At 67.3% G+C, this 23,148-nt stretch carries 20 protein-coding genes; 9 read left to right on the top strand and 11 right to left on the bottom strand.

Translation table 11 applies throughout. From position 1 onward, the window contains the following. Positions 1-148: 148 nt before the first annotated feature. Positions 149-760 (top strand): glycoside hydrolase family 19 protein, encoded by a 612-nt coding sequence (locus KME82_RS08690; protein ID WP_215498153.1) that lies wholly within the window; start codon positions 149-151, stop codon positions 758-760. 82 nt (positions 761-842) lie between these two features. On the opposite strand, the gene KME82_RS08685 is transcribed toward KME82_RS08690, so the two are convergent. The 5 genes from KME82_RS08685 to rnr all read right to left on the bottom strand — a co-directional run bounded on the left by KME82_RS08685 (position 843) and on the right by rnr (position 6,597). Next, entirely contained in the window at positions 843-1,286 is a 444-nt protein-coding gene (locus tag KME82_RS08685; RefSeq protein ID WP_215498152.1) for an acetyltransferase, read from the bottom strand. Positions 1,287-1,484: 198 nt separating this feature from the next. Continuing rightward, positions 1,485-1,796 (bottom strand): quaternary ammonium compound efflux SMR transporter SugE, encoded by a 312-nt coding sequence (sugE, locus tag KME82_RS08680; RefSeq protein ID WP_215498151.1) that lies wholly within the window; start codon positions 1,794-1,796, stop codon positions 1,485-1,487. A gap of 154 nt (positions 1,797-1,950) precedes the next feature. Beyond that, complete coding sequence (locus KME82_RS08675; RefSeq protein ID WP_215498150.1) at positions 1,951-2,610, bottom strand: DUF3592 domain-containing protein; 660 nt, start codon at positions 2,608-2,610, stop codon at positions 1,951-1,953. Positions 2,611-2,672: 62 nt separating this feature from the next. Beyond that, a complete protein-coding gene (rlmB, locus tag KME82_RS08670) occupies positions 2,673-3,440 on the bottom strand; it encodes a 23S rRNA (guanosine(2251)-2'-O)-methyltransferase RlmB (protein WP_215498149.1) in 768 nt (255 codons plus the stop codon). A 670-nt stretch (positions 3,441-4,110) separates the two neighbouring features. After that, on the bottom strand, positions 4,111-6,597 hold the full coding sequence (rnr, locus tag KME82_RS08665) for a ribonuclease R (RefSeq protein ID WP_215498148.1): 2,487 nt from the start codon (positions 6,595-6,597) through the stop codon (positions 4,111-4,113). A 421-nt stretch (positions 6,598-7,018) separates the two neighbouring features. On the opposite strand from rnr, the gene KME82_RS08660 reads away from it, so the two are divergent. Then, on the top strand, positions 7,019-8,395 hold the full coding sequence (locus KME82_RS08660; protein WP_215498147.1) for a trypsin-like serine peptidase: 1,377 nt from the start codon (positions 7,019-7,021) through the stop codon (positions 8,393-8,395). An 83-nt stretch (positions 8,396-8,478) separates the two neighbouring features. Here the strand turns inward: KME82_RS08660 and KME82_RS08655 are convergent, their stop codons facing one another. Next, a complete protein-coding gene (locus KME82_RS08655) occupies positions 8,479-9,405 on the bottom strand; it encodes an MBL fold metallo-hydrolase (RefSeq protein WP_215498146.1) in 927 nt (308 codons plus the stop codon). A 210-nt stretch (positions 9,406-9,615) separates the two neighbouring features. Here KME82_RS08655 and KME82_RS08650 point away from each other — a divergent pair, with 210 nt between their 5' ends. Both KME82_RS08650 and KME82_RS08645 read left to right on the top strand, forming a co-directional pair. After that, positions 9,616-10,236, top strand: a complete 621-nt coding sequence (locus KME82_RS08650; protein WP_215498145.1) for a CGNR zinc finger domain-containing protein — start codon at positions 9,616-9,618, stop codon at positions 10,234-10,236. Positions 10,237-10,259: 23 nt separating this feature from the next. Continuing rightward, complete coding sequence (locus tag KME82_RS08645; RefSeq protein WP_215498144.1) at positions 10,260-11,195, top strand: TolB family protein; 936 nt, start codon at positions 10,260-10,262, stop codon at positions 11,193-11,195. Between the two features lie 20 nt (positions 11,196-11,215). Here the strand turns inward: KME82_RS08645 and KME82_RS08640 are convergent, their stop codons facing one another. Further along, on the bottom strand, positions 11,216-11,470 hold the full coding sequence (locus KME82_RS08640) for a hypothetical protein (RefSeq protein WP_215498143.1): 255 nt from the start codon (positions 11,468-11,470) through the stop codon (positions 11,216-11,218). Next, a complete protein-coding gene (locus tag KME82_RS08635; RefSeq protein WP_215498142.1) occupies positions 11,471-13,288 on the bottom strand; it encodes a monovalent cation:proton antiporter-2 (CPA2) family protein in 1,818 nt (605 codons plus the stop codon). Positions 13,289-13,537: 249 nt separating this feature from the next. On the opposite strand from KME82_RS08635, the gene KME82_RS08630 reads away from it, so the two are divergent. The 4 genes from KME82_RS08630 (at position 13,538) to KME82_RS08615 (ending at position 17,596) form a co-directional block, all read left to right on the top strand. Beyond that, positions 13,538-14,704 (top strand): tetratricopeptide repeat protein, encoded by a 1,167-nt coding sequence (locus KME82_RS08630; protein ID WP_215498141.1) that lies wholly within the window; start codon positions 13,538-13,540, stop codon positions 14,702-14,704. Continuing rightward, complete coding sequence (locus tag KME82_RS08625; protein WP_215498140.1) at positions 14,694-15,875, top strand: polysaccharide deacetylase family protein; 1,182 nt, start codon at positions 14,694-14,696, stop codon at positions 15,873-15,875. The genes KME82_RS08630 and KME82_RS08625 overlap by 11 nt, the downstream gene beginning before the upstream one ends. Positions 15,876-16,109: 234 nt before the next feature. Next, complete coding sequence (locus KME82_RS08620) at positions 16,110-16,586, top strand: hypothetical protein (RefSeq protein WP_215498139.1); 477 nt, start codon at positions 16,110-16,112, stop codon at positions 16,584-16,586. A 542-nt stretch (positions 16,587-17,128) separates the two neighbouring features. Continuing rightward, complete coding sequence (locus tag KME82_RS08615) at positions 17,129-17,596, top strand: hypothetical protein (RefSeq protein WP_215498138.1); 468 nt, start codon at positions 17,129-17,131, stop codon at positions 17,594-17,596. Between the two features lie 85 nt (positions 17,597-17,681). Here the strand turns inward: KME82_RS08615 and asnB are convergent, their stop codons facing one another. Next, entirely contained in the window at positions 17,682-19,367 is a 1,686-nt protein-coding gene (gene asnB / locus KME82_RS08610; RefSeq protein ID WP_215498137.1) for an asparagine synthase B, read from the bottom strand. Between the two features lie 167 nt (positions 19,368-19,534). Beyond that, complete coding sequence (locus KME82_RS26805; RefSeq protein ID WP_286673207.1) at positions 19,535-19,660, bottom strand: hypothetical protein; 126 nt, start codon at positions 19,658-19,660, stop codon at positions 19,535-19,537. 330 nt (positions 19,661-19,990) lie between these two features. Here KME82_RS26805 and KME82_RS08605 point away from each other — a divergent pair, with 330 nt between their 5' ends. Continuing rightward, positions 19,991-22,408 carry a penicillin acylase family protein gene (locus KME82_RS08605; RefSeq protein ID WP_215498136.1) on the top strand — a complete coding sequence of 806 codons (2,418 nt, stop codon included), beginning with the start codon at positions 19,991-19,993 and terminating at the stop codon, positions 22,406-22,408. Here the strand turns inward: KME82_RS08605 and KME82_RS08600 are convergent. Then, the gene (locus tag KME82_RS08600; RefSeq protein WP_215498135.1) at positions 22,384-22,986 is read right to left on the bottom strand and encodes a hypothetical protein; all 603 of its coding nucleotides are present in this window, start codon (positions 22,984-22,986) and stop codon (positions 22,384-22,386) included. The genes KME82_RS08605 and KME82_RS08600 overlap by 25 nt on opposite strands. Positions 22,987-23,148: the final 162 nt, after the last annotated feature.

The following is a 23,148-nucleotide window of genomic DNA, read 5'->3' as shown; positions in this document are numbered from 1 at the left end:
GAATGTTTCAGCCATGAAACACCTTGCATTGACCGTGCCTGTGCGGCGCCCGCGTTGATTAAGCATCGAGCGGCACGTCGCGGCCAGGATCGGCCCGACGCGCGACCGCTTTCGCGTAGCCGTGGCGCTGCGCACGCAGGAGGACAGGATGTTCGCTTTCGACGACGAGCAGTTTCTCGATGGCTACCGCAAGCGCTTCGGACCGTTGCGCGACGACCTCGCGCAGGCGCTGCGCTTCTTGATCGGACGCATCGAGCAGGACGCCAGTTTCAATTCCAATCCGGTGCATCGTTACCAGATTGCCTATTGCCTGGCGACGTTCAAGTGGGAAACCGCGCATACCCTGCGGCCGATCGACGAGTTCGGCGACGACGCGCGCTTCAACCGCCTGTACGGCCCGGACACCCGCGTGGGCAAGATGCTCGGCAACACCCGTCCCGGCGACGGTGCGCGCTTCCATGGACGCGGCTATGTGCAGCTCACCGGCCGCGCGAATTACGAGCGCGCCGGCAAGCTCCTCGGCATCGATCTGCTGAGCAAGCCCGACGATGCCAAGAAGCCCGAGATCGCCTACGCGATCGCGATGGAAGGCATGAAGAAAGGCTGGTTCACCGGCAAGAAACTCGACAACTACTTCAAGCCCGGGCAACTACCGAGCTACGAGGAAGCGCGGCGCATCATCAACGGCCAGGACAAGGCGCAGACCATCGCCGACATCGCGCGCCGGTTCGACGAGCTGCTGGTCAACGCCTTGCAGTGAGCCGACGCTCCGACGCAATCGGTGGCCTCGATGAGGCTGCCGTCGCCGCAGCGAGCGGCCGATCGGAACGACGCGCGCCGGCTCAGCCCACGCCGCGCAGCGCCATGTGGATCAAGGGAAACGGCCGCCCCTGACTGTCGGTCGGCGAACGGCCGACTTCCGCGAACCCGTAGCGCCGATAGAACCCATGCGCACGCGGGTTTTGTTCGTTGACGTCGACAGTCAAGGCGCCGCGCAGTTCGCGCGCGTGATCGAGCAGCCGCGTGCCGATGCCCTGCCCGCGCCAGTCCGGGTCCAGAAACAGCATTTCGACCTGCGCGCCCGCCAGGCCGATAAAACCGAGCAGCGTACCGTCGAGGCCCTCGTAGACCCACACCTCGACCGCATCGAGATATTGATCGCGTACTTGCGGCAATAATTGCGCGATGTCGTCCTCGCTGAGGAAATCGTGGGTCGCGCGCACCGATCGATGCCACAGATCGAGCAGGATCGGGTTGTCCGCATGGATGCGGGCACGGATGCTCATTCATCCCTCCTGGATGGAAACGGCTTGAGTGTCTGGAAAAAATAACCGGCGGCCGGATCGTCGATCCAGCCGGCGGCCGGGCTTTCGTCATTGCGCTTTCATCATCGCGGCCATGGTCGCGACAGCGTCCGCGCGATCGAACGACGGCACGACGCGGAGGATCAATCGCGCCGCGCAGGGTCGAACTTCAAGCCCGACTCAGGCCAGCTTCAAACCGACCAGCCCGGCAACGATCAACACCACGCTGACGATGCGCAGCGCATTGACCGGCTCGTTGAACAGCACGATGCCGAGAATGACCGTGCCGACCGCGCCGACGCCGACCCAGATCGCGTAGGCCGTGCCGACCGGCAGCGACTTCATCGCCAGGCCGAGCAAGCCCAGGCTGACGATCATCGCCGCGACCGTGCCGACGGAGGGCCACAGTTTGGTGAAACCTTCGGTGTACTTCAGACCGATCGCCCAGCCCACTTCGAACAGGCCGGCGAGTACGAGCAAGATCCAGGACATGACTGACTCCAGGTTGGCGATGGGGCCGTCCCCGGATGCGATTGAAGCAGCAGGGTCGTCCCTGCCTCGTGATGCGTAGTTTCTCACGCGCCCCGGGGCGGTCGATGACCGGGATGTAACCCCGCGTCGCTTCGTCGCGGCGCGGCCGATGCGCTTACGCCAGTTCGGGCAGGAAACGCGTGTCGATCCAGTAGCGCTTGGGCTGGCCGGGCCGGATCAATACGCTGATGCGTTCGCCGAGATAATCGCTCGGGTCGAACCAGAGCATGTCGCTGCGGAACAGGTGGATCTTGCCACTGTCCGGATCGCGCCATTGCGCGTGGATTCGCCACGGCGAGCGGCCGTTTATCTTGAACGAGGTATCGCGCGCCACCTCGACCACGTCGGCCTGTATCGCGACGCCGGTCGCGCGCAGTTCGGCCGCGATATGGCGCCGACGCAGGCCCGGCACGACCAACGCCAGACCGATCATGAGAAACACGCCGCCGATCGCGCCCACGATCATCGCCGCGAACCATCGGGTCAGGAACGAATCGATCCTGGCGTCGTGCGGATCGCCCTTGCGATACAGCACCGCCACCGTGTCGCCGACATTCTCGGCGCGGGGCCGCGAACACACGCCACCGATGAATTCGATCTGTTGCCCGTCGGCATCGGTGAAATGCACCACCGGGCAATAGGTGCCGCCGCTGCCGGAGCTACTCGAATCGTCGGAGCGGCTGTAGCTGTGATCCACCACCACGCCCTGCGCATGCAGCGCATGCATCCGGAACCGCTGCTGCACCACCGCGATCGCGATCGCGCCGAGCAGCATTGCCGCGCCGATGGCCGGAAACAGCCAGCCAGTTCATGCCGCGGCCCAGCGACAACTTCATCTCAGGCCGCGCCCGCACCGCGCTGGCGTACCGCTTCGAACAAGGTCACGCCCGAGGCGACCGACACGTTGAGGCTTTCCACGCCGCCGGCCGCGTTGCCGCCGGGCATCGGGATCTTGACCAACTGGTCGCAGTTTTCGCGGGTCAGGCGGCGCAGGCCGTCGGCTTCGCCGCCGAGGACCAGGGCTACGTTGCCTTTGAGGTCGATCGAATACAACGACGCATCGGCTTCGCCTGCCAGGCCGTAGATCCACACGCCCAGCTGTTGCAGGTCGCGCATGGCGCGGGCCAGGTTGGTCACCGGGATCACCGGGATGCTGTCGGCCGCGCCGGCCGAGGTCTTGCGCACGGTCGCGTTGACCTGCACCGACTTGTCCTTCGGGATGATCACCGCGGTCGCGTTGGCCGCCGCCGCGCTGCGCAGGCAGGCGCCGAGGTTGTGCGGGTCCTGCACGCCATCGAGGATCAGGATCAGCGCCTTGCCTTCGGCGGCTTCGACCAGCCCTTCGAGTTCGTTCTCGTTCCAGGTCTTGGCCGCGGCGTAGCGCGCGACCACGCCTTGATGGCGCAGGTTGCCGACCACGCCCTCGAGCGCAGTGCTCGCGACCCGTCGCACGTCGATATCGGCGCGGCGCGCGGCGGTTTCGATCTCGGTCAGACGCGGGTTCTTGGCGCCGGCCTCGATCAGCACCTCGCGCACGTTGGACGCATCGTGTTCGATCGAAGCGGCGACGGCGTTGATGCCGGCGATCCATTGTTTCTGGCTCATGGGGATTCCGTGGGGCGGTCGTGGCCGGGGCGCCCGCGCGGGCGCGCGAGGCCGGGGCTGGATCTGGGGGATGAATTCTAAGCTACCGCCACGGCTGGGGCGGATGGCGGGAGGCCAGGTGGCGGTTTGCGGCGGCTGCGGCGGCGGCGCTTTGTGGTATTTGCGGCGGTTTGTGGCGGAGGCCGCCCACTGGCAACTGGCAGCCATTTGCGGCGCGGCCGAAACCTCCCGCCTGCCCTCGAAACCCACCCGAAGGATTCCCCCCTTTGAAAAAGGGGGGCCAGGGGGGATTTGCTCTTTTCCGCCCGCAGCAACGCAACCAGCCGGAGGAAGAGCAAATCCCCCGCGCTGGAGTCAGTCGCTCGAATCGCAGTTGCGCCGGGCGCTCGCCCCCGTTTTCAAAGTGGGCGACTCATTAACGCGCCCGAGCTGCGGTCAAGGGTAACGCGGGTCGCCGCCAAGCCACGAGGTCTTTTGTGGGAGGGGATTCATCCCCGAGGCTTTCCGATCGGGTCGCGGTGGATTCCCGGCGATCTGAAACAAGAGCGTCGGGGCCAGAGCCCCTCCCACAAACGACCTCGTAGCCGCCACGGCCAACGTCCGGCACGCATACCGCCAAGGTGGTTCCAGGCGCGATCAGGTAATTCCCCAACCGCGCGCGCCCCGTGCCTCAATACTTCTGTTTGGCCCGCTTCGCCGGCTGCCCGCGCGGCGGCAACGGCTTGGCGCCGCGCTCCTCGACCAGGCGGAAGTCGATCTTGCGGTCTTCCACGCTGGCCTTGAGCACCACGATCGCGACCCGGTCGCCGAGCCGGAATTCGCGGCCGGTGCGTTCGCCCTTGAGCGTCTTGCGGATCGGATCGAAGTGGTAGTAGTCGTGCGGCAACTGAGTCACGTGGACCAGGCCGTTGACCTTGGATTCGTCGAGTTCGATGAACAGGCCGAAGCTGGTCACGCCGCTGATGGTGCCTTCGAACTCGCCGCCGACATGCTGCTCCATCCACGCCGCGCGGTAGCGCTCGTCGACCTCGCGCTCGGCCTCGTCGGCGCGACGCTCGCGTTCGGAACATTGCAACGCCAGCGCGGCCATCTGCCGGGGCGAATAACCGTAGGCGCTCGGCTTGGCGCCGCTGAGCGCGTGCTTGATCGCGCGATGCACCAGCAAGTCGGGATAACGCCGGATCGGCGAGGTGAAGTGGGCGTAGGCGTGCAGCGCCAGACCGAAGTGACCCACGTTCTCCGGCGCGTACACCGCCAGGCTCTGGCTGCGCAGCAGCACCGATTCGATCAGCGCCGCATCCGGACGCTCGCGGATCTTCTTCAGCAGCGCGGTGAAATCGCGCGGCTCGACCTGGTTCCAGGCCGGCATGCGCAGCTTGAATTCCTTGAGGAACTCCTGCAGATCGGCGTACTTCTGTTCCGGCGGCCGGTCGTGGATGCGGTACGGCGCCGGCACTTCCTGCGCGATCAGGAACTTCGCGGCCTCGACATTGGCCGCGATCATGCATTCCTCGATCAGCTTGTGCGCGTCGTTGCGCTGGAGCATGCCGGCCTGGGTCACTTCGCCGTTGCTGCCGAGCACGAAGCGCACTTCGCTGGATTCGAATTCGATCGCGCCGCGCTTTTGCCGCGCCTTCAGCAGCACGTGGAACAACTGGTGCAGGCGCTCGATGTTGGGCAGCAGCGAGCCGATCTGCGCGTGCGCCTCGCTCTTCAATTCTTCGGGCACGTCGCCGACCGCGTTCCACACCGTGGTGTAGGTCAGGCGCGCATGCGAGTTCATCACCGCTTCGTAGAACTTCGACTCGCTGACCTGGCCCTCGCGATCGATCTGCATGTCGCAGACGAAACACAGGCGGTCGACCTTCGGGTTCAACGAACAGATGCCGTTGGACAAGGTCTCCGGCAGCATCGGCACGACGAAGCCGGGGAAGTACACCGAGGTGGCGCGCTTTTGCGCCTCGTCGTCCAGCGGCGTGCCCGGGCGGACGTAATGCGACACGTCGGCGATCGCGACCACCAGGCGGAAGCCGTCGCGGTTGCTTTCGCAGTACACCGCGTCGTCGAAGTCCTTCGCGTCCTCGCCATCGATGGTGACCAGCGGCAGCTTGCGCAGGTCGACGCGTTGCGCGGCCACCGACTCGGGCACGGTCAGCGGCACCGCGGCGGCTTCGTCGAGGGTTTCCTGCGGGAACACGTCGGGAATTTCGTGGCCGTGGATCGCGGCCTGCACCGCCAGCGAGGCGGTGAGCTTGTCGCCGAGCACCGCGAGCACGCGGCCGATCGGCGGACGCTTGTGATCGGGCGCCTGGACTAGTTCGCACACGACCAACTGGCCGTTCTGGGCGTCCATGCGCGCGTCCGGCGGGATCTGCACGTTGCGCTGGATACGGCGATCGTCGGGCACCACATAGCTGATGCCCTGCTCGACCGTGAAGCGGCCGATCAAACGATTGAGCCGGCGTTCGAGCACTTCCACGATCGCGCCTTCGCGGCGGCCGCGGCGGTCCATGCCGGTGACGCTGACCAGCACGCGGTCGCCATGCATGGCCTTGCGCATTTCGTACGGCGGCAGGAACAGATCGTCGCCCACGCCGCTTTCCGGGCGCAGGAAGCCGAAGCCGTCGGGGTTGGCGATCACCACGCCGGGGATCAGGTCCATCTGCGCGGCGGGAGCGAAATCGCCCTTGCGGTTACGGATCAGCTGGCCGTCGCGGATCATCGCGCCCAGGCGCTTGCCCAGCGCGTCGGCGCGGTCGGGCTCGCTGAGTTTGAGCTGTTCGGCCAGGGTCTCGGCCGACATCGGGCCGTCGGCCGCGGCCAGGGCCTGCAGGATCAGTTCGCGGCTGGCGATCGGCTGCTCGTAGCGCGAGGCTTCGCGGTCGGCGTAAGGATCGTGGAAAGGGGGCGCTTTGGTCGCGGGCCCTTTGACGGCGGGGCCGGGAACCTGCGGGAGGAAGCTGGCGGGGCCGGACGCGGCCTTCTTGCGCGGGGTCTTGCTGGCGCCGTGCTGGAGGTTGTCGGGCAACCAGGGCGGTCGCGCCGCGGGCGGCTTCGCGCCGCTTTTCTTGCTGGGACCGGGGCCGGCACCGGTGGTGGATGAGGTCTTGCTGCTGCCGGGCTTACCGGTCTTCGTATTCTTCGTTTTTTTGGTCATGGCCTCTATGGTCTCACATCAGCATGAACGCGGTGTCGGGGCGATGGACCGCCCGTCGCGCGCTCCACGCTTCCCAGACAGCGGCCCCGACGCGGGATCGCGGGCAAAACACGCCGCGGCCGGGCCGTGATATCGAACGCGCCGGCGATCGACCGCGGCGCGGTTTGCCGCCACCTGCGAGTGCTTGCGCTGCCGGTGACCGCGTTGTGCATCGATCGCGAGCGGCATGCATATCCGTGATCGCCGGCACGCTTGACCGCAACGGTTTCAGCCGCAACGGCTTGTACTTTCGCGGCTTGCCAGAAGCCCCGAAACGCTCACAAAACCAAGCGTTTTTGCCGCTTAGCGTGAAGCCCGCTCGCTGCGCGCGAGCCTCGGCGCCATCGCGGCGCCGCTCCCTTCGCACTCAAGGAAACGCACGATGATCCGCAAGAACGCACTTTGCCTGGCGCTCGTCGCCGGCCTGTCTTGTTTCTCGATCCACGCGTCCGCCAAGACCGCCAACGCCGAAATGGATTCCGCGCCGGTCACCGAAACCCCGTTGGCCGGCGCCATGGGCGCTGCCGATTTCGCGATCTCCGCCAAGGCCGCCGCGCCGCGCCTGGTCAGCCTGGGCCAGCCGACCAGCCTGGACGTGTCCGCGCTCAAGGACCGCCGGGTCCGCCAGGACAAGCACGGCGAACCGCTGGAGATCGGCTACGCGCGCACCATCGCGCGCAGCCGGATCGACCTGAAGACCTTGAACTGGCTGCCGCTGGCCAACGGCGGCAGCGCCGCGCGCTTCGAAGTGTCTTCGGCCGGCGCGGTGGCGCTGCGCGCGGGCCTGTCGTTGCGCGGCGCCGGCGCCAGGTCGGCGGTGCTGCATTTCGCCGGCAACGACGGCCGCGTGTTCGAACAAAGCGGCGCGGACTTCGCCGGCAACGAACTGGGCTGGTCACCGGTGGTCGCCGGCGACACCGCCACGGTCGAAATCGTCCTGCCCAAGGGCGTGAGCGCGAAGTCGCTGTCGCTCAACATCCCGCAGTTGTCGCACCTGGACGTCAGCCCGGCGGCCAGCGAGAAGGCGTTGCAGAAGGCCATCGGCGACAGCGATGCGTGCGAGAAGGACATCGTGTGCCGGGTCAGCCCGCCGTCGGGTTTCGTGTCGACGGCCAAGTCGGTCGCGCGCATGACCTTCACCACCGGCGGCGGCACCTACCTGTGCACCGGCACCTTGCTCAACAACAACTACTCGCCGAAGAAGCGCCTGTTCTGGACCGCCGCGCATTGCATCAGCACCCAGACTGTCGCCAACACCCTGCAGACGTACTGGTTCTACGACGCCACCACCTGCAACGGCTCGGTGGTGAATTCGGCCTACACCACGCTCAGCGGCGGCGCGTTCCTGCGTCACGCCAACACCACCCGCGACACCTCGCTGCTCGAACTCAAGACCGCGCCGCCGTCGGGCGCGGTGTATGCGGGTTGGTCGAGCGCGGCGATCGCCGCCACCGGCACCGCGATCGAAGGCATCCACCACCCGGCCGGCGACGTGAAGAAGTACTCGCTGGGTTCGGTGACCGGCCTGTCGACCTCGATCGACGGCAAGTCGCCGCTGTACCGCGTGGTCTGGAACACCGGCGTGACCGAAGGCGGCTCCTCGGGTTCGGGCCTGTTCACCGTGACCAGCAGCGGCGGCTATCAGCTGCGCGGCGGCCTGTACGGCGGCACCTCGTACTGCAGCGCGCCGCGCGATCCGGATTACTACTCGCGCTTCGCCGACATCTATTCGAGCGTGTCGAGCTATTTCAATCCCTGATCACTCGGTCTGGACATGGCTGAAAAACGCGGGCCGCTGCTGATGCAGCGGCCCGTTTTTTGCGCGCGACAACCCTCGTGCGCTTACGGCCAGGGCATTTCCTGCTTGGCGACCTTGGCGCTGATGTCCAGGGACAACTCGCCTTCCAGTCCCGGATAACGCCGCTTCATCGCCGCGATCAAGGTTGTCGAATCCTTGGCCTTCGCCGCTTCTTCGTCGAACGCGCGGATGTAGTCGGCGCTGAAACGCACCGCGTCCAGGGTCTGCGCCGAACCGGGCGCGAAGTGGCCGGGCACGACGACTTCGGGCTTGAGCGCTTCGATCTTGTGCAACGTCGCCAGCCAATCCAGGTGCGATTGCGGCGTGGGCGTATCGGCCATGAACAGATGTTCGCCGGCCACCACCGGCACGCCGCCGGCCACGGTGCGGATCGAAGGAATCCAGACCACGCTGCGGTCCGGCGTCGGGCCGTCGAGGCCGACGATCTGCAAGGGCTGTCCTTCCAGTTCGATGCGGTCGCCCTGCAAGGGCTCGGGGACCACGATGCGCTTGGGCGCGTCGGCGCCGAGCTTGGGGCGCCAGTAGGCGAGTTTCGCCGCCTGGGTCGCGCGAATGTGTTCGACCGTCGGCGGCGTCGCCAGGATCTTCGCCTGCGGGAAGGCGTCGTGCAGCGTGTCCAGGCCGAAGTAGTAGTCCGGGTCGCCGTGGCTGATGTAGATGGTGGTGAGGGTCTTGCCCGACGCCTTGATCCGCTCGACCAGTTCGCGCGCCTGCGCCGCGCCAAACTGCGCGTCGATCAACACCGCCTCGCGCGCGCCGGTGACCAGTACCGAGCTGACCTGGAACAGGCCGTTCTTGCCCGGGTTGTAGACCTGCGTGTGCAAGGGCTGCGCGGCCGGTTCGGCGGCCGGAGCGCTGGCGGCGGACGCCGACGGCGCGGCGGCGACCGGCGCGGGCGACGACGCCTCAGGCCGATTGCAAGCGGCGAGCCCCAGGGTCAGGCAAGCCATCGAAACTGCGACAGACAATCCGGAGGGACGCATAGCGGGATTCTCCAACGATATCGGCGGACGACGGTGGCGGTCAGGGTGAACCAGATCCGGCGCAGATCGCGTGATGGCGTGCGCGTGCGCATGCCGCCCATCGGAAAGCCGCCGATGCCGCATTGCGGCCCGGACGAAGATCGACATAACCTTTAAAACAAATTTTAAAGGTGAAGCATGCAGCTCGAATCCCATGCCTTCAAACCGGCCGACCTGGTTGGCGGCGATCCGGCCCTGGACCTGGTCAACACCGTCACCGCGCGCGACACCCAGCCGCGCGACTGGCTCGACGACTACGCCGGGCTGCTGCGCTGGGCGCGCCAGGGCGAGGCGTTCGCGCGCGGCGATCTCACCGCGCTGGACGCGCTCGCCGCCGAATCGCCGGCCAAGGCCGCCGCCGCGTTGGCGCGCTGCAAGAGCTTGCGCGAAGCGCTGTGCGAGGCCTTGTACGCCCTCGCCCACGGCCGGCAACCCGACGACGCGACGCTCGACAGCCTGGATCAGGCGCGGCTGTCCGCCTCGCGCGCCGCGCGGCTGATCTCGCGCGATTCGCGATTGCAGACGCAATGGTCGGTCGAACGCTCCGGCCTGGACCTGATCGCGCACGTCATCACCGCGTATGCGATCGAACTGCTCAAGGACGCGCGCCTGGACCGGCTGCGCGTGTGCGACGGCAACGATTGCGGCTGGGTGTTCATCGACACGTCCAAGAACGGCCGTCGGCGCTGGTGCGACATGGCCACCTGCGGCAACGTCGCCAAGGCGCGGCGGTTCCAGCAGCGCCAGCGCGACGACTAGCGGCGCGCGCGGAGAACGCCATCGTGAACCCAACGCCGCCGCGTCCTGCCGACCCCGCCGTGTACTGGCTGGCCAGCGCGCTGCTCGCCGCGACCTGCGCGACCGCCTACGCCATGGCCTACCACCGGCCCGCGGCGCACGCGCCCGAGCCGCGGCGCTGGGCGCCGCCGAATATCAGCAGCGACCAGTACGAGTCCTCGCCGACCTTCACCCCCGACGGCCGCGAGATCTATTTCATGCGCAGCGACCGGCAATTCGCCAACTGGCGGCTGCTGCATTCGCGTTGCGAAGCCGGCGGCTGGACGACGCCGGACGCGCCGGCGTTCGCCGCCTCCAGGCCGGGCCTGGATGCCGACCCGTTCGTGACCGCCGACGGCCGCCGTCTGTATTTCGTATCCGCGCGCCACGACCCCAAGGGCGAAGACCTCGACATCTACCTCGTCGAACGCACGCGCGACGGCGATTGGGGCGCACCGCAACGCCTGCCCGAACCGGTCAATTCGAAGGCGTCCGAACTGCTGCCGCGCGCGATGGCCGACGGCCGCCTCTACTTCGGTTCCAGCCGCGACGGCGGCCACGGCTCCGGCGATATCTACCTGGCCACGCCGCAGGCCGATGGCGCCTGGCAAGTACGCAATCTCGACGCGCCGGTCAGCACCGCGGCGAACGAGTACGAAGCCGAGGTCTCGCGCGACGGCCGCCATCTGATCGCGGTGATCGACCGCGGCGACCGCTCGCATCTGTACCGTTTCGAGCGCAGCGGCGACCGGTGGCTCGAGCGCGATCGCATCAAGGCGCGCGGCGAGGTGTTCCAGGTCGGGCCGTTGTTGTCGCCGCGCGGCGACCGACTGTTGTTCGCACAGGCCGATGGCGAACGCTCCGGCGAATTCTTCGTGGTCGATCTGACGGCGTCGCCCGATAAACGCTGGCCGCCGGATTGCGCCAGCGCCACACGCTGATTACGCCCGCAACGCCAGCTTCAACCGCCAGCCGCGACCGCGCCGCCCTGCAGCAAGGTGCCGCTCCCCAGCACCGCCGCGAACGCCGATCCGAACATCGCCATCGCCACGCCGGTGATGCCCAGCGCCCCCCACATCGCCACCACCTGCTCGACGTCTCGCTGGATCACCGCCCAGGTCGCGGTTTCGGCCTCGGGCGCGGGATTTTCGATCGACAGTTCGACCACGCCATCGACGATTCCTCCTGTGAACGCGTCGAATGCGTCCGCACTCATTCAAGCCGAAATGCCGGGCGCGTGTTCTTCCTCGTGGTCCTGTCGCGACGGCCGCGGCTTGGGCGCGATCAGCGGGGTCTGCTGCATGTTGCCGTACAACAGCGAGGTCCCCGCGCGCACGCCGCCGACCAGTTCGAGTTCGAAACGTTCCGCGTCGCGGCGGCGGATGTCGGCCACCACCTCGGCGGCTTCGTCGACCGGCACGCCGAGTTCGACCAGCGCCGCTTCGCCGAAGCGCATCGCCGATTCGAAGGTCTCGCGCACCTGCAGGTCGACCCCGGCATGCACCAGCTCCAGCGCGTGTTCGCGGTCGAAGCTGCGCGCCAGCAAGCGCGCCTGCGGAAATTCGTGCTTGATCAGCTGCGCGGTGACCGTCGCCGCGGCGCGGTCGTCGATGCAGATCGCGATCAGCTGGGCGCTGTCGGCGCCGGAGGCGTGCAGCACGTCCAGCCGGGTGCCGTCGCCGTAATAGACCTTGAAACCGAAGGTCTGCGCGCTTTCGATCATCTCCACGTCGGTATCGATGATCGACACCTCGACCCCGCGCGCGAGCAACGATTGCGACACCACCTGTCCGAACCGGCCGAAGCCGATCAGCAGCACGCTGCCGCTGAGCCCGTTGGGTTCGTCCACGCCTTCCAGCGACAGCGCGATCTTCGGCGACAGCTTGCGCAAGGCGATGATCGCCAGCGGGGTCAAGGTCATCGACAGCACCACGATCGCGGTCAAATTGGCGTTGATCTCGGCGTCGATCAATTGGGCCGCGGCGGCGGCGGAAAACAGCACGAAGGCGAATTCGCCGCCCTGCGCCATCAGCACCGCGCGGTCCAGCGACTCGGTGTGGCAGGACTTGAGCAGGCGCGCGACGATGTAGATGCACAGCGCCTTGACCACCATCAGCGCCAGCACGCCGCCGACGATCAGCGGCCAGTTCGCCGCGACCACGGTCAGGTTCAGCGACATGCCCACGCTGAGGAAGAACAGGCCCAGCAGGATGCCGCGGAAGGGTTCGACATCGGCCTCGAGCTGATGGCGGAAGGTCGACTCCGACAGCAGCACGCCGGCCAGGAACGCACCCATCGCCATCGACAGGCCGCCGATCTGCATCAGCAGCGCCGCGCCGAGCACCACCAGCAACGCCGCCGCGGTCATCACCTCGCGCGCCTTGGCCGCGGCGAGCACGCGGAACAGCGGGTTCAGCAGCCAGATGCCGGCCGCGAGCAAGGTCGCCAGCGAGGCCATGGCGATACCGATGTCGAGCCAGCGCGAATGGGTCGCGCCGCTCGCGTCCGGCGGCGCCATCAGCGCGACCAGCGCCAGCAGCGGCACGATCAGCAGGTCCTCGAACAGCAGGATCGAGACGATCCGTTGCCCGCGCGGCAAGGCCAGGTCGCCGCGTTCGCCGAGGATCTGCATCACGATCGCGGTCGAGGTGAGCACGAAGCCCATCGCGCCGATGAAAGCCACCACCGGCGGAAAACCGAACAGCAGCCCGACCCCGGTCATCGCCGCCGAGCACAGCGCGATCTGCGCGGTGCCCAGGCCGAAGATCTCGCGGCGCAGGCTCCACAGGTGCGAGGGCCGCATCTCCAGGCCGATGATGAACAAGAACATCACCACGCCGAGTTCGGCCACGTGCAAGATCGCCTGCGGGTCGGCGAACAAGCCCAGCCCGAACGGCCCGATCGCCAGCCCCGCGGCCAGATAACCGAGCACCGAACCCAGGCCGATCCGCTTGAACACCGGGACCGCGATCACGCCCGCCGCCAGCAGCACCACCACATTGACCAGTTCGCTGCCCTGCGCTTGAGCTGCCATCGCGCCTCTCCCGTGTTGCCGTTGCCGTTGATCGATCGCGCGGACGGGGCAATGGCCAGGGTGTGAACCCGATCCGGCCACCGCCGCCGCGCCGCTACAGCCTAACAGGCGCGGTGACGCGGACCGCCGCGCGATGCACGTTCCAGGCAGCCAAAGCCACCCAACCCGATGCCGGCATTGCGTATCATCGCCACGATCATCGCCCCCTCGCCCCGCCGCCCCAGGACCGCAACCAGGATGTTTCGCCGCATGGCCGCGCCCGTCCTCGCCTGTGTGATCGGCCTCGCCTCGACGGCCGGGCCGGCGCATGCGCAGAGCGACCGCGTGCAGGTGGTCAGCGCCATCCTCGCCGACCGCCCCATCGACAATGCGACGGTGAGCCTGCAACGCGCCGACCGACCCTCGCTGATCGCGACCACCGACGCGCAAGGCCGCGCCACGCTCGATCCGGTGCTGGCGCGCGACCCGCAATCGCGGCTGGTGATCGGCAAGGCCGGCTACGCCGAGCTGATCGTGCAATGCCCCTGCGATGTCCCGGCGTATGCGCTCAGCCCGGTGATGCACAACCTCGACGGCATGCGCGTGGTGCTCAGCTGGGGCGACACCCCGGCCGATCTGGACGCGCACCTGAGCTATCCGGGCAATCACGTCTATTTCGAACGCAAGAGCGGACGCGACGCCAGCCTGGACCTGGACCACAGCGGCCAGCGCGGCCCGGAAACCATCACCGTGCAGCGCCGCCATCCGGGCGAGGCCTACACCTTCGCGGTCCACGACTTCGGCCATCGCGACCAGGCCGACAGCCGCGCGCTCGCGCGCAGCCAGGCGCAGGTGTTCGTGTACGTCGGCGAATCGCTGGTGCGCAGCTACCGAGTGCCGCAGGATCGAACCGGCAATCTGTGGACGGTGTTCCGGGTCGATGGCGAAGGCCGCTTCGACGACCTCAATGCGATCAGCGCGGTCGCGGTCGGCGCCGAACGCATCGGCGACGAGATCGCGCGCGTCGGCGGCCGAGGCGGCGACGAGCCGGTCGGCAGCGAAGCCGGCGACGCCGCGGTCGCGACCAACCTGCGCGGCGAAGCGGCGTATCGCAACGGCGATCTGCGCGGCGCGGTGGCGCTGTACCAGCAGGCGATCGAACTCGATCCCGCGCATGCCTTGAGCTACAGCAATCTGGGCCTGGCCTACGTCAAGCTCGGCCGCGCCGCCGAAGCGATCTGGGCTTCGCGCAAGGCCATCGCCCTGGCCAAGGGCGCGGGCGCGGCGACCATCCGCGCCGGCGCGTACTACAACATCGGCAAACTGTACGAAGAAGACGGCCAGTACGAACGGGCCATGTCGAACTATCTGGCGGCCAAGCGCGAAAAGCCGGACAAGACCTACGATCAGGCATTGGAGCGTGTCAGTGGCTATTGAACATCCGCGCGGCCAACGCGCGCGCCTGCGCCGTCCGATGTTTTTCGCGCTGTCGCTGCTGTTGTGCGCGGTGCTGACGACCGCGCAGGCCGCCGGCCCGTCCGAAGTGGCCAGCGCCGATCGCGCGACCTGGCCGCAGGCATTGAATTCGCCGGCCGCGTTCGACCGCGCCTCGCGCGCCGAGATCCTCGCCTTCGGCCACGAACTGGCGCTCAGCGAAACCCTCGACGACGCGGCCCTGACCCAACGGCTCAAGCTCAAGCAGATCGACCGCGCATCGCTCGACAAGATTCGCGCGCGTTTCTGGCAGCGGCTGAGCACGAACTACCGCCTCGCCGCGCGCGCCTGCGCGCCGCGCGAAACGTTCTGCCAACCCGCCGCGGACACCGCCGCATTGCGCGCGCTCGCGCTCGCCTTCGTCGCCGCGCCCGAGCCGGCCTACGCCGCCTGGCGCAGCGACGCGGCGCGTTTCCATCGCATCTATCTCGACGAACAACTGCGCCTGGCCGCATTGTTCCCGCGCACCAGCAGCGAGATCGACACCTATTCGGCCGACGAAGTCGACGGCAGCGAACTGCCCGACCGGCAGTTCCTGCTGACCTTCGACGACGGCCCGAGCGCGGCCGGCGGCAACACCGACAAACTGCTGCGCGTGTTGCGCGAACACAAACTCGATGCGACCTTCTTCCTGCTCGGGCAGTCCTTGCAGCAGCAGGTCGCGGCGAATCCGAAGCTGAGCACCGCGCAACGCTACGCCGGGATGTGCGTGGCGTCGCATGGCTGGGAACACCAGTCGCATTCGCGCTGGCCGCAATGGCAGGATTCGGTCCTGCGCAGCGCCGCCTTGATCAAGGTCCAATCCGGCACGCTGTATGTGCCTTTGTTCCGCCCGCCCTACGGACAGCGCCTCGCCGACAGCGGCGGTTTCTTCCGCGAACGCGGCCAGCGCGTGGTGCTGTGGGGCATCGATTCGCAGGACTGGAACGCGAAGATGACCCCGACCGACATGCAAGGCCGACTGTTGAGCCTGATGCTGTTGTGGCGGCACGGCACGATCCTGTTCCACGACATACACGACAAGGCACGCATTGCGTTGCCATGGGTGTTGCAGCACACCCGCGGCGCCGGCGTGCGCTGGATCGATTGCAAGGATTATCCGTTGCGCGGCTGATCGTCGCGCGCGAATTTCGCTCGCCGCTCGCGCGGTTTCGTCGCCGCGAGCCGCGCTTCATCGCAAACTTGTCCGAGGCGTATTCACGCCGGATGCCGCGTGCGCCACATTCGGCGCGACGCCGCCCGAGGCGGTGTCGTCCGCGCAGTCCGAGCGTACTTCCGATCGGATGGGACGCCCAAGGGGACACGACTGCGCGGACTTCAGTCCATCGTCATCCAAGGAAGATTCGCCATGCTCAAGACCCACACCCCCTGCGCGCTCGCCGCCGGATTGCTCTCGCTGATCCTGCCGTTGGCCGCGTTCGCGTCCGATCCGCCCAGCGTCCTGGAAAACCAGTCCGCCTGCAGCGGCAGGTACTCGGCCCGGCTGCAACTGGATTTCGGCCAGACCGGCACCACCGCCACCGCCCACGCCGAAGCCAGCCTGGTGCGCCATCCCTTCGCCCACGGGTCAATTACGCCCCCGCCGTATTTCGTCGCCGAGAGCATGGTGATGCGGCGCAATGCGGTCAATCCGAACTGGGTGAGCGACACCCACAGCAGCGAATACCACAACGAATTCTCGACCGCGGCGGTCACCGCGAACGGCATGTTGTTCAAGGACGCGGGCTGCGAATTGATCGCAAGCACCATCGTCGTGGTGCATTGCCCCAACGGCACTCAGGAGACCAAGCAACTCACGCGTAACTGGATCGGTTGCGGTTTGTAAGCGGTTCGACGGCCGCGCGCGCTGAAGCGCGGCCGCGTGCTCGGTAATGCATCGGCCGATCTTGCGATGCGATACCCGGCGTTGGTTACCGCGGTGAATACGCGGGCGTGGTCGGCTGGATACGCAGCCGACCACAGCGCCGCGATTGCGCGGCCTGGATCGACCCGACGACCAGCGCAAAGCGATGGCGTCCGTCCGAGCTGGAATACCTCGCCTGCACGCACGCTCGACGCCATGCACGACGCCTGGCCTCGAGCATGCCGTCATGCACTGCGTCACGACCTTGCCGGACGATGAGCCGTTGTTCCCGCGGATTGCGAGTAACCCTAGGCGCACGAAGGATTTCGCGCGCCCGCGCCGCTCACCGCAAGGAGGAACCACGAACAAACCGCATCGTCTGCCGGCGCTGCCCGCCGGCCTGCCTGCGGGTCGGCGACCGTAGCCGACGCACCGACGCCTTCGGCGTTGTGTCGAGGCCGACGACACCGGCTACGCCCACGCCGTCGCCTTCATCGATTCAACCCTCAAACAAGGAACGTTCCATGCGCAAGATTCGCTCGATCGGCCTGTTCGGCACCCTGGCCGTGTGCCTGCTCGCTTCGCTGCCCGCCGTCGCCACGCCGCCGCCCGATGTCGACACGTTGGTACCGCTGTGCAACGGCGCCTACACCGGCCGCTTCACCTTCGACTTCGGCAACACCACCTCCACCGCGACCGTCGTCGTCAACACCACCGTCCTTGCGAACAACGCCGTCAGTCCGCCGGTGCCGCGCTACACCTTGCGTTCGCAGGCGGGGCATCGCAACAGCCCGAACGATCCGTGGACCTTCGAGACGACCCAGCGTCAAGGCGAAAATCAATATCCACCGGCGCCGGCCGAGGCGATCAAGTTCGTCGGCCGCAGCTCGACGTGCGAACTGAACGCATTCGCCATCATCGACGTGGTTTGCCCGAACGGCACGGTCGACAATCGCAGCAAGCAACAGAACTGGATCGGTTGCGGGCTTTGATCGCTCGGCGAACGTCTGACCGCAAACCGGATGCCGCGATCGCGGCATCCGGTTTCTTCGCGCGCTGCTGCCGCGCAGGATCGAGTCAAGCCAACGCCGCCTGATGCACCCCCGCGATCGCACGGCCCGACGGATCGGCCGCATTGGCGAACGCCGCATCCCAGGCGATCGCCGCGGGCGAGGAACAGGCGATCGATTTGCCGCCAGGCACGGTCTCGGCGCAGGCGGTGCCGGGAAACAGGCGTTCGAACAGGCCGCGGTAGTAATACGCCTCCTTGGTCTGCGGCGTGTTGATCGGGAAGCGGCTGGCGGCGGTGGCGAATTCGCGATCGCCGACCTGCACTTCGGCGTGCGCCTTGAGCCCGTCGATCCAGCCATAGCCGACGCCGTCGCTGAACTGCTCCTTCTGCCGCCACAGGATCGAATCGGGCAGGTAGCCTTCGAAGGCTTCGCGCAGCACCGCTTTCTCGATGCGTCCCGTCGCCTTGTCGACCATCTTGGCCTGGGCATCCATGCGCATCGCCACCTCGATGAACTCCACGTCCAGGAACGGCACCCGCGGCTCCACGCCCCAGGCCATCATCGACTTGTTGGCGCGCAGGCAATCGAAGCTGTGCAGCGCATCGAGCTTGCGCACCAGTTCTTCGTGGAACTCGCGCGCGTTCGGCGCCTTGTGGAAATACAGATAGCCGCCGAAGATTTCGTCCGAGCCTTCGCCCGACAGCACCATCTTCACGCCCATCGCCTTGATCCGGCGCGCGAGCAGGAACATCGGCGTGGACGCGCGGATCGTGGTGACATCGTAGGTTTCGATGTGCGCGATCACGTCGGGCAGCACGTCCAGGCCTTCTTCGAAGGTGTAGGTGAAACCGTGATGGACCGTGCCGAGCGCGGCCGCGGCGATCTCGGCCGCGGCCAGGTCGGGCGAGCCTTCCAGGCCGATCGCGAACGAATGCAGGCGCGGCCACCAGGCCTCGGCCTGATCGTCCTCCTCGATGCGCCGGCGCGCGAAACGCGCCGCGCAGGCCGCGACGAGCGATGAATCCAGACCGCCCGACAGCAGCACCCCATACGGCACGTCGCTCATCATCTGCCGATGCACCGCGCGCTCGAAGGCTTCGCGCAGTTCCTGCTTCGACACTTCCACGCCTTGCGTCGCCGCGTAGTCGCGCCACGGACGCTGGTAGTACTTCACCGGCACGCCGACATCGCTGTCGTAGTAGTGACCCGGCGGGAACGGCGCGACGTCGTCGCACAACCGCGCCAGCGCCTTCATTTCCGAAGCCACCCACAGACGGCCGTCGGCGTCGTGGCCCCAGTACAAGGGACATACGCCGAACGGATCGCGCGCGATCACGTAACGGCCGCGCGCCGCATCCCACAGGGCGAAGGCGAAGATGCCGTTGAGGCGGTTGAGCAGTTCGCCCAGGTCGGCGGTTTCGCGGTACAGGGCGTTGATGACTTCGCAGTCGGACTTGGTCTGGAACGCGTACGGCTGGGTGAGCTGCTGCTCGAGTTCGCGGTGGTTGTAGATCTCGCCGTTGACCGCGAGCGCCAGTTCGCCGTCGGCCGAACGCAGCGGCTGCGAGCCGCCGGTGGGATCGACGATGGCCAGGCGCTCATGCACCAGGATCGCGCGCGGTTCGGCGCTGACCCCGGACCAGTCGGGTCCGCGATGGCGCTGCTTCGCCGACAGGGACAGGGCCAACTGCCGCAGCAGCCGCACATCGGCGCCGGGGCGCAGGTCGAACAAACCAAGGATCGAGCACATCGACAAATCTCCGGTGGGGGTTATACGGCTCTTTTTTAAATCCCCGGCCAAGGATGGCCGGGCTCTTGTTCAAGGACGAACACACGTCCGAATACATGACCCAAAAACAAGAAAGCCCGCACTTCGCAGTGCGGGCTTCCTGAGCGATTGAGCGTGTGTTGCGCGCGCTAATCGCCGGCCCGCGGGAGGCTGGCGTTATTGCGATTATTATTGTTGACCCGTACCGCAGCCGCGCGCGCGCGGCCGGCGAAGGCGGCGCTGCGGGCGATGGCGAGGGCGGGATCGAAACTCATGGACCGATCGTGCTTGAGGACGCCGCCGGATGCAAGCGCCCCGGAGCCGGACCAGCGCGACGGCCGTCGCGGTCCCGCGATCCGGTCACCTCCCCCGCCCATGCCAGTCCCGAAGTCTCTGTGGAGGGCCTTCAGGCCCGACGCTTTTCGATCAGGCAGCGGGTTTGTCGCGACGGAGCGAAAAGCGTCGGGCCTGAAGGCCCTCCCACGAGGTCCCGCGTCATTCCGTGGCGACCCGAGCAAAACCGTTCCTCGATCGACCCGCCACTTCATCCCAGCTTCGCCGAGCCGCCGCAGACTTCGGCTAAGCTCGCCCTACGGAGGACCTTCATGGCCAAATGGATCAAGCGCGGTGTGCTCGCGCTGCTTTGCCTGTTCGCGATCGCCGCTGTCGGCGCCTGGTGGCTGCTGCGTGGCAGCCTGCCGCAATTGCAGGGCGAACTCGCCCTGCCCGGCCTGTCGGCACCGGTGACGATCCAGCGCGACGCGCTCGGCGTGGTCACCGTCGAGGCCGCCAACGAAACCGATGCGATGCGCGCGCTGGGCTATGTCCACGGCCAGGAGCGTTATTTCGAAATGGACCTGCTGCGACGCACCGCCGCCGGCGAGTTGTCGGCGCTGTTCGGCGAACGCGCGCTCGATTACGACCGCCGTCACCGCGTGCATCGCCTGCGCAGCCGCGTGCAACACGAACTGGCCGCTTTCGCCGCCGACAAGACCGCGCTGCTGCAAGCCTATAGCGACGGCGTCAATGCCGGCCTGCAGGGGCTGTCGCGCAAGCCCTGGCCTTATTTGCTGCTGCAAGCCCAGCCCGAGGCCTGGACGATGACCGACTCGGCCCTGGTCGGCTACGCCATGTATTTCGACCTGCAGGACGGCAGCAACGCGCGCGAATTCGGCGACTGGCAACTGGGCCATTCGCTGCCCGCGCCGCTCTACCAGTTGCTGACCCACGCCGGCACCAGTTGGGATGCGCCGCTGTTCGGCGCGCCGATCGGCGATGCGGTCCTGCCCGGCGCCGATCAGGTCGACCTGCGCAAACTGCCCACGCCGGCGCCCGGCGGCCTGCTGCAACTGCCGTTTCCCGATGAAATCGGCAGCAACAATTTCGCCGTCGCCGGCAGCCTCACCGCCGACCGCCGCGCGATCGTCGCCGACGACATGCACCTGGGCCTGCGCGCGCCCAACCTGTGGTTCCGCGCACGCCTGCGCTACGCCGACGCGCGCGTGCCCGGCGGCCGCATCGACGCCAACGGTTTCACCCTGCCCGGCCTGCCGGCGCTGGTGGTCGGCAGCAACGGCCAGGTCGCCTGGGCGTTCACCAACAGCTACGGCGACTGGGCCGACTGGTCGCTGGAACCCGGTTGCGCCAGCACGGCCAAGGCCGGCGGCTGCGCCGGCCTGATCGAGCATGAGGAACTCATCGCGGTCAAAGGCGGCGCGGCGCAGAAATTCCTCGTGCGCGAAACCGCGTGGGGCCCGCTGATGCACGACAACGCCGACGGCAGCGCGCTGGCGCTGCGCTGGTCGGCGCACTTGCCCGGCGCGCTCAACATGGGCCTGTCGGAACTGACCCGCGCGCAATCGGTCGACGACGCGATGAACATCGCGCGCGAGGTCGCGCTGCCGGTGCAGAACCTCGTTGTGGGCGACCGCAACGGCAAGATCGGCTGGCGCCTGCTCGGCCCGATTCCCGAACGCGAAGGCGATTGCACCACCACCGTGGCGGTCGAGAACGCGGACCCACGCGGCCAAGCGGTCACGCCGCCGACCTGCCCGCCATGGACGATCCAGACCCAGGACGCGCCGCACCTGATCGCGCCGCCATCGGGCCGGCTGTGGACCGCGAACACCCGCACCCTCGACGGCCTGGAACTCGAGCGCATCGGCGACGGCAACTACGTGCTGGGCGCGCGCGCCGGACAGATCCGCGACGGCCTGTTCGCCAAGCAGCGTTTCAACGAACGCGATCTGCTGGCGATCCAGCTCGACGATCGCGCCTTGTTCCTGCAGCGCTGGTGGAAACTGCTGCAGGATCAGGCCGCGCGCACCGGCAAGACCGGCAACAACCACGCCACCGCGCTCAGTGCGATCGCCGCCGCCGCGCAACACTGGGAAGGCCGCGCGGAACCCGGTTCGGTCAGCTATCGATTGGTCCGCAACTGGCGTCGCGCCGTGCACACGCGCATCGCCAACGGCCTGACCGCGCCGGCGCAGGTCGCCTTGGGCAAGCAATTCGAGATGCCCGAACTCAAGCAGCTCGAAGGCGTGGTCTGGCCGCTGCTGGAGCAGCGTCCGGCGAACCTGCTGCCGCGCAACGAAGCCTCGTGGGACGAGCTGCTCGAACACGCCGCGCGCGACGTGCTCGACGACTTCGGCATTCCGCCCGGCGCGAACGCTTCGGCCGCACTGGCCAAACACACCTGGGGCGAGCACAACACCGCGCGCATCTGCCACCCGCTCGCCTCGGCCCTACCCGGCTTCGCCAAGCGCGCGCTGTGCATGCCGTTCGACCAGCTCCCCGGCGATGCCGCGATGCCGCGCGTGCAGCGGCCGGACTTCGGCGCGTCCGAGCGCATGGTGGTCTCTCCCGGTCACGAGGTCGACGGCATCATCCATATGCCCGGCGGCCAAAGCGGTCATCCGCTGTCGCCGTTCTGGGGTGCGGGGCATGACGATTGGGTGCAGGGGCGGCCTACGCCGTTCTTGCCGGGGGCGGCGCGTTATACGTTGACGTTGAAGCCGTAACGGTCGCTCGGCGGCGCGGCAACGATTGCGCGTATCGGATGCTTGCCGTTGCTGTTGCTGTTGAAGCATGGCTTCGGCTTGAGTCCGAAGCCGCGCAGTTCATCCAGCGCCGCGAAGCCACTACCTCGCGTTAGCAAAAGCACACCCGGAGGGCGGCGCACATGGATGTGCGCCGTGCGCCACCGAGACAGGATGTCTCGTGTGGCGCATGCCTGCGTCAGCACCGATCGTGCGGCTCTTGATTCGAAACAGGAACGCCTTTTTCTTTGGTGACTTTCTTTTGTGGCTCTGGACAAAAGAAAGTTACCCGCCGCTTTAGTGGCGGAAGCTTTTGATCCTGCTGGAAGCTTTAAAGGCTTTAGAGCCTTTGAAGCCGAAGGCAAGATCAACGGCTTTCGTCCGCAAGCGGCCGAGTTACTTTCTTTTGTCAAAAGCGACAAAAGTCCGTCTGGATTCCCTTCGGTCAAAAGGTAACCAAAGAAAAACGCTTTTCTTTGAATCAAGTGCCCGCAAGTGCGGAGCTTGCGCAGGCATGCGCCAGACGGGACATCCATGTCCCGGAGGCGCACGGCGTGCATCCTGCACGCCGCCCTCCGGGTGTGCTTTTGCCAACGCGAGTTAGCGGCCTCGCAGCGCTGGAAGCCATGACTGAAACGCGGCGTAAGCCAAGCTGAGCTGAGCTGAGCTGAGCTGAGCTGAGGCCGATGTAGCGCCATCTACCTGTAGGAGCGGCGCAAGCC

Source organism: Lysobacter capsici (assembly GCF_018732085.1).
Taxonomy (GTDB): domain Bacteria; phylum Pseudomonadota; class Gammaproteobacteria; order Xanthomonadales; family Xanthomonadaceae; genus Lysobacter; species Lysobacter capsici_A.
This window is presented reverse-complemented; position numbering and strand designations above follow the sequence as displayed.

Coding starts and splice junctions, on each gene's coding strand:
- KME82_RS08690 (WP_215498153.1), top strand. CDS start 149: ATGTTCGCTTTCGACGACGAGCAGTTTCTCGATGGCTACCGCAAGCGC.
- KME82_RS08685 (WP_215498152.1), bottom strand. CDS start 1,286: ATGAGCATCCGTGCCCGCATCCATGCGGACAACCCGATCCTGCTCGAT.
- sugE (WP_215498151.1), bottom strand. CDS start 1,796: ATGTCCTGGATCTTGCTCGTACTCGCCGGCCTGTTCGAAGTGGGCTGG.
- KME82_RS08675 (WP_215498150.1), bottom strand. CDS start 2,610: ATGCTGCTCGGCGCGATCGCGATCGCGGTGGTGCAGCAGCGGTTCCGG.
- rlmB (WP_215498149.1), bottom strand. CDS start 3,440: ATGAGCCAGAAACAATGGATCGCCGGCATCAACGCCGTCGCCGCTTCG.
- rnr (WP_215498148.1), bottom strand. CDS start 6,597: ATGACCAAAAAAACGAAGAATACGAAGACCGGTAAGCCCGGCAGCAGC.
- KME82_RS08660 (WP_215498147.1), top strand. CDS start 7,019: ATGATCCGCAAGAACGCACTTTGCCTGGCGCTCGTCGCCGGCCTGTCT.
- KME82_RS08655 (WP_215498146.1), bottom strand. CDS start 9,405: ATGGCTTGCCTGACCCTGGGGCTCGCCGCTTGCAATCGGCCTGAGGCG.
- KME82_RS08650 (WP_215498145.1), top strand. CDS start 9,616: ATGCAGCTCGAATCCCATGCCTTCAAACCGGCCGACCTGGTTGGCGGC.
- KME82_RS08640 (WP_215498143.1), bottom strand. CDS start 11,470: ATGAGTGCGGACGCATTCGACGCGTTCACAGGAGGAATCGTCGATGGC.
- KME82_RS08635 (WP_215498142.1), bottom strand. CDS start 13,288: ATGGCAGCTCAAGCGCAGGGCAGCGAACTGGTCAATGTGGTGGTGCTG.
- KME82_RS08630 (WP_215498141.1), top strand. CDS start 13,538: ATGGCCGCGCCCGTCCTCGCCTGTGTGATCGGCCTCGCCTCGACGGCC.
- KME82_RS08620 (WP_215498139.1), top strand. CDS start 16,110: ATGCTCAAGACCCACACCCCCTGCGCGCTCGCCGCCGGATTGCTCTCG.
- KME82_RS08615 (WP_215498138.1), top strand. CDS start 17,129: ATGCGCAAGATTCGCTCGATCGGCCTGTTCGGCACCCTGGCCGTGTGC.
- asnB (WP_215498137.1), bottom strand. CDS start 19,367: ATGTGCTCGATCCTTGGTTTGTTCGACCTGCGCCCCGGCGCCGATGTG.
- KME82_RS26805 (WP_286673207.1), bottom strand. CDS start 19,660: ATGAGTTTCGATCCCGCCCTCGCCATCGCCCGCAGCGCCGCCTTCGCC.
- KME82_RS08605 (WP_215498136.1), top strand. CDS start 19,991: ATGGCCAAATGGATCAAGCGCGGTGTGCTCGCGCTGCTTTGCCTGTTC.
- KME82_RS08600 (WP_215498135.1), bottom strand. CDS start 22,986: ATGCACGCCGTGCGCCTCCGGGACATGGATGTCCCGTCTGGCGCATGC.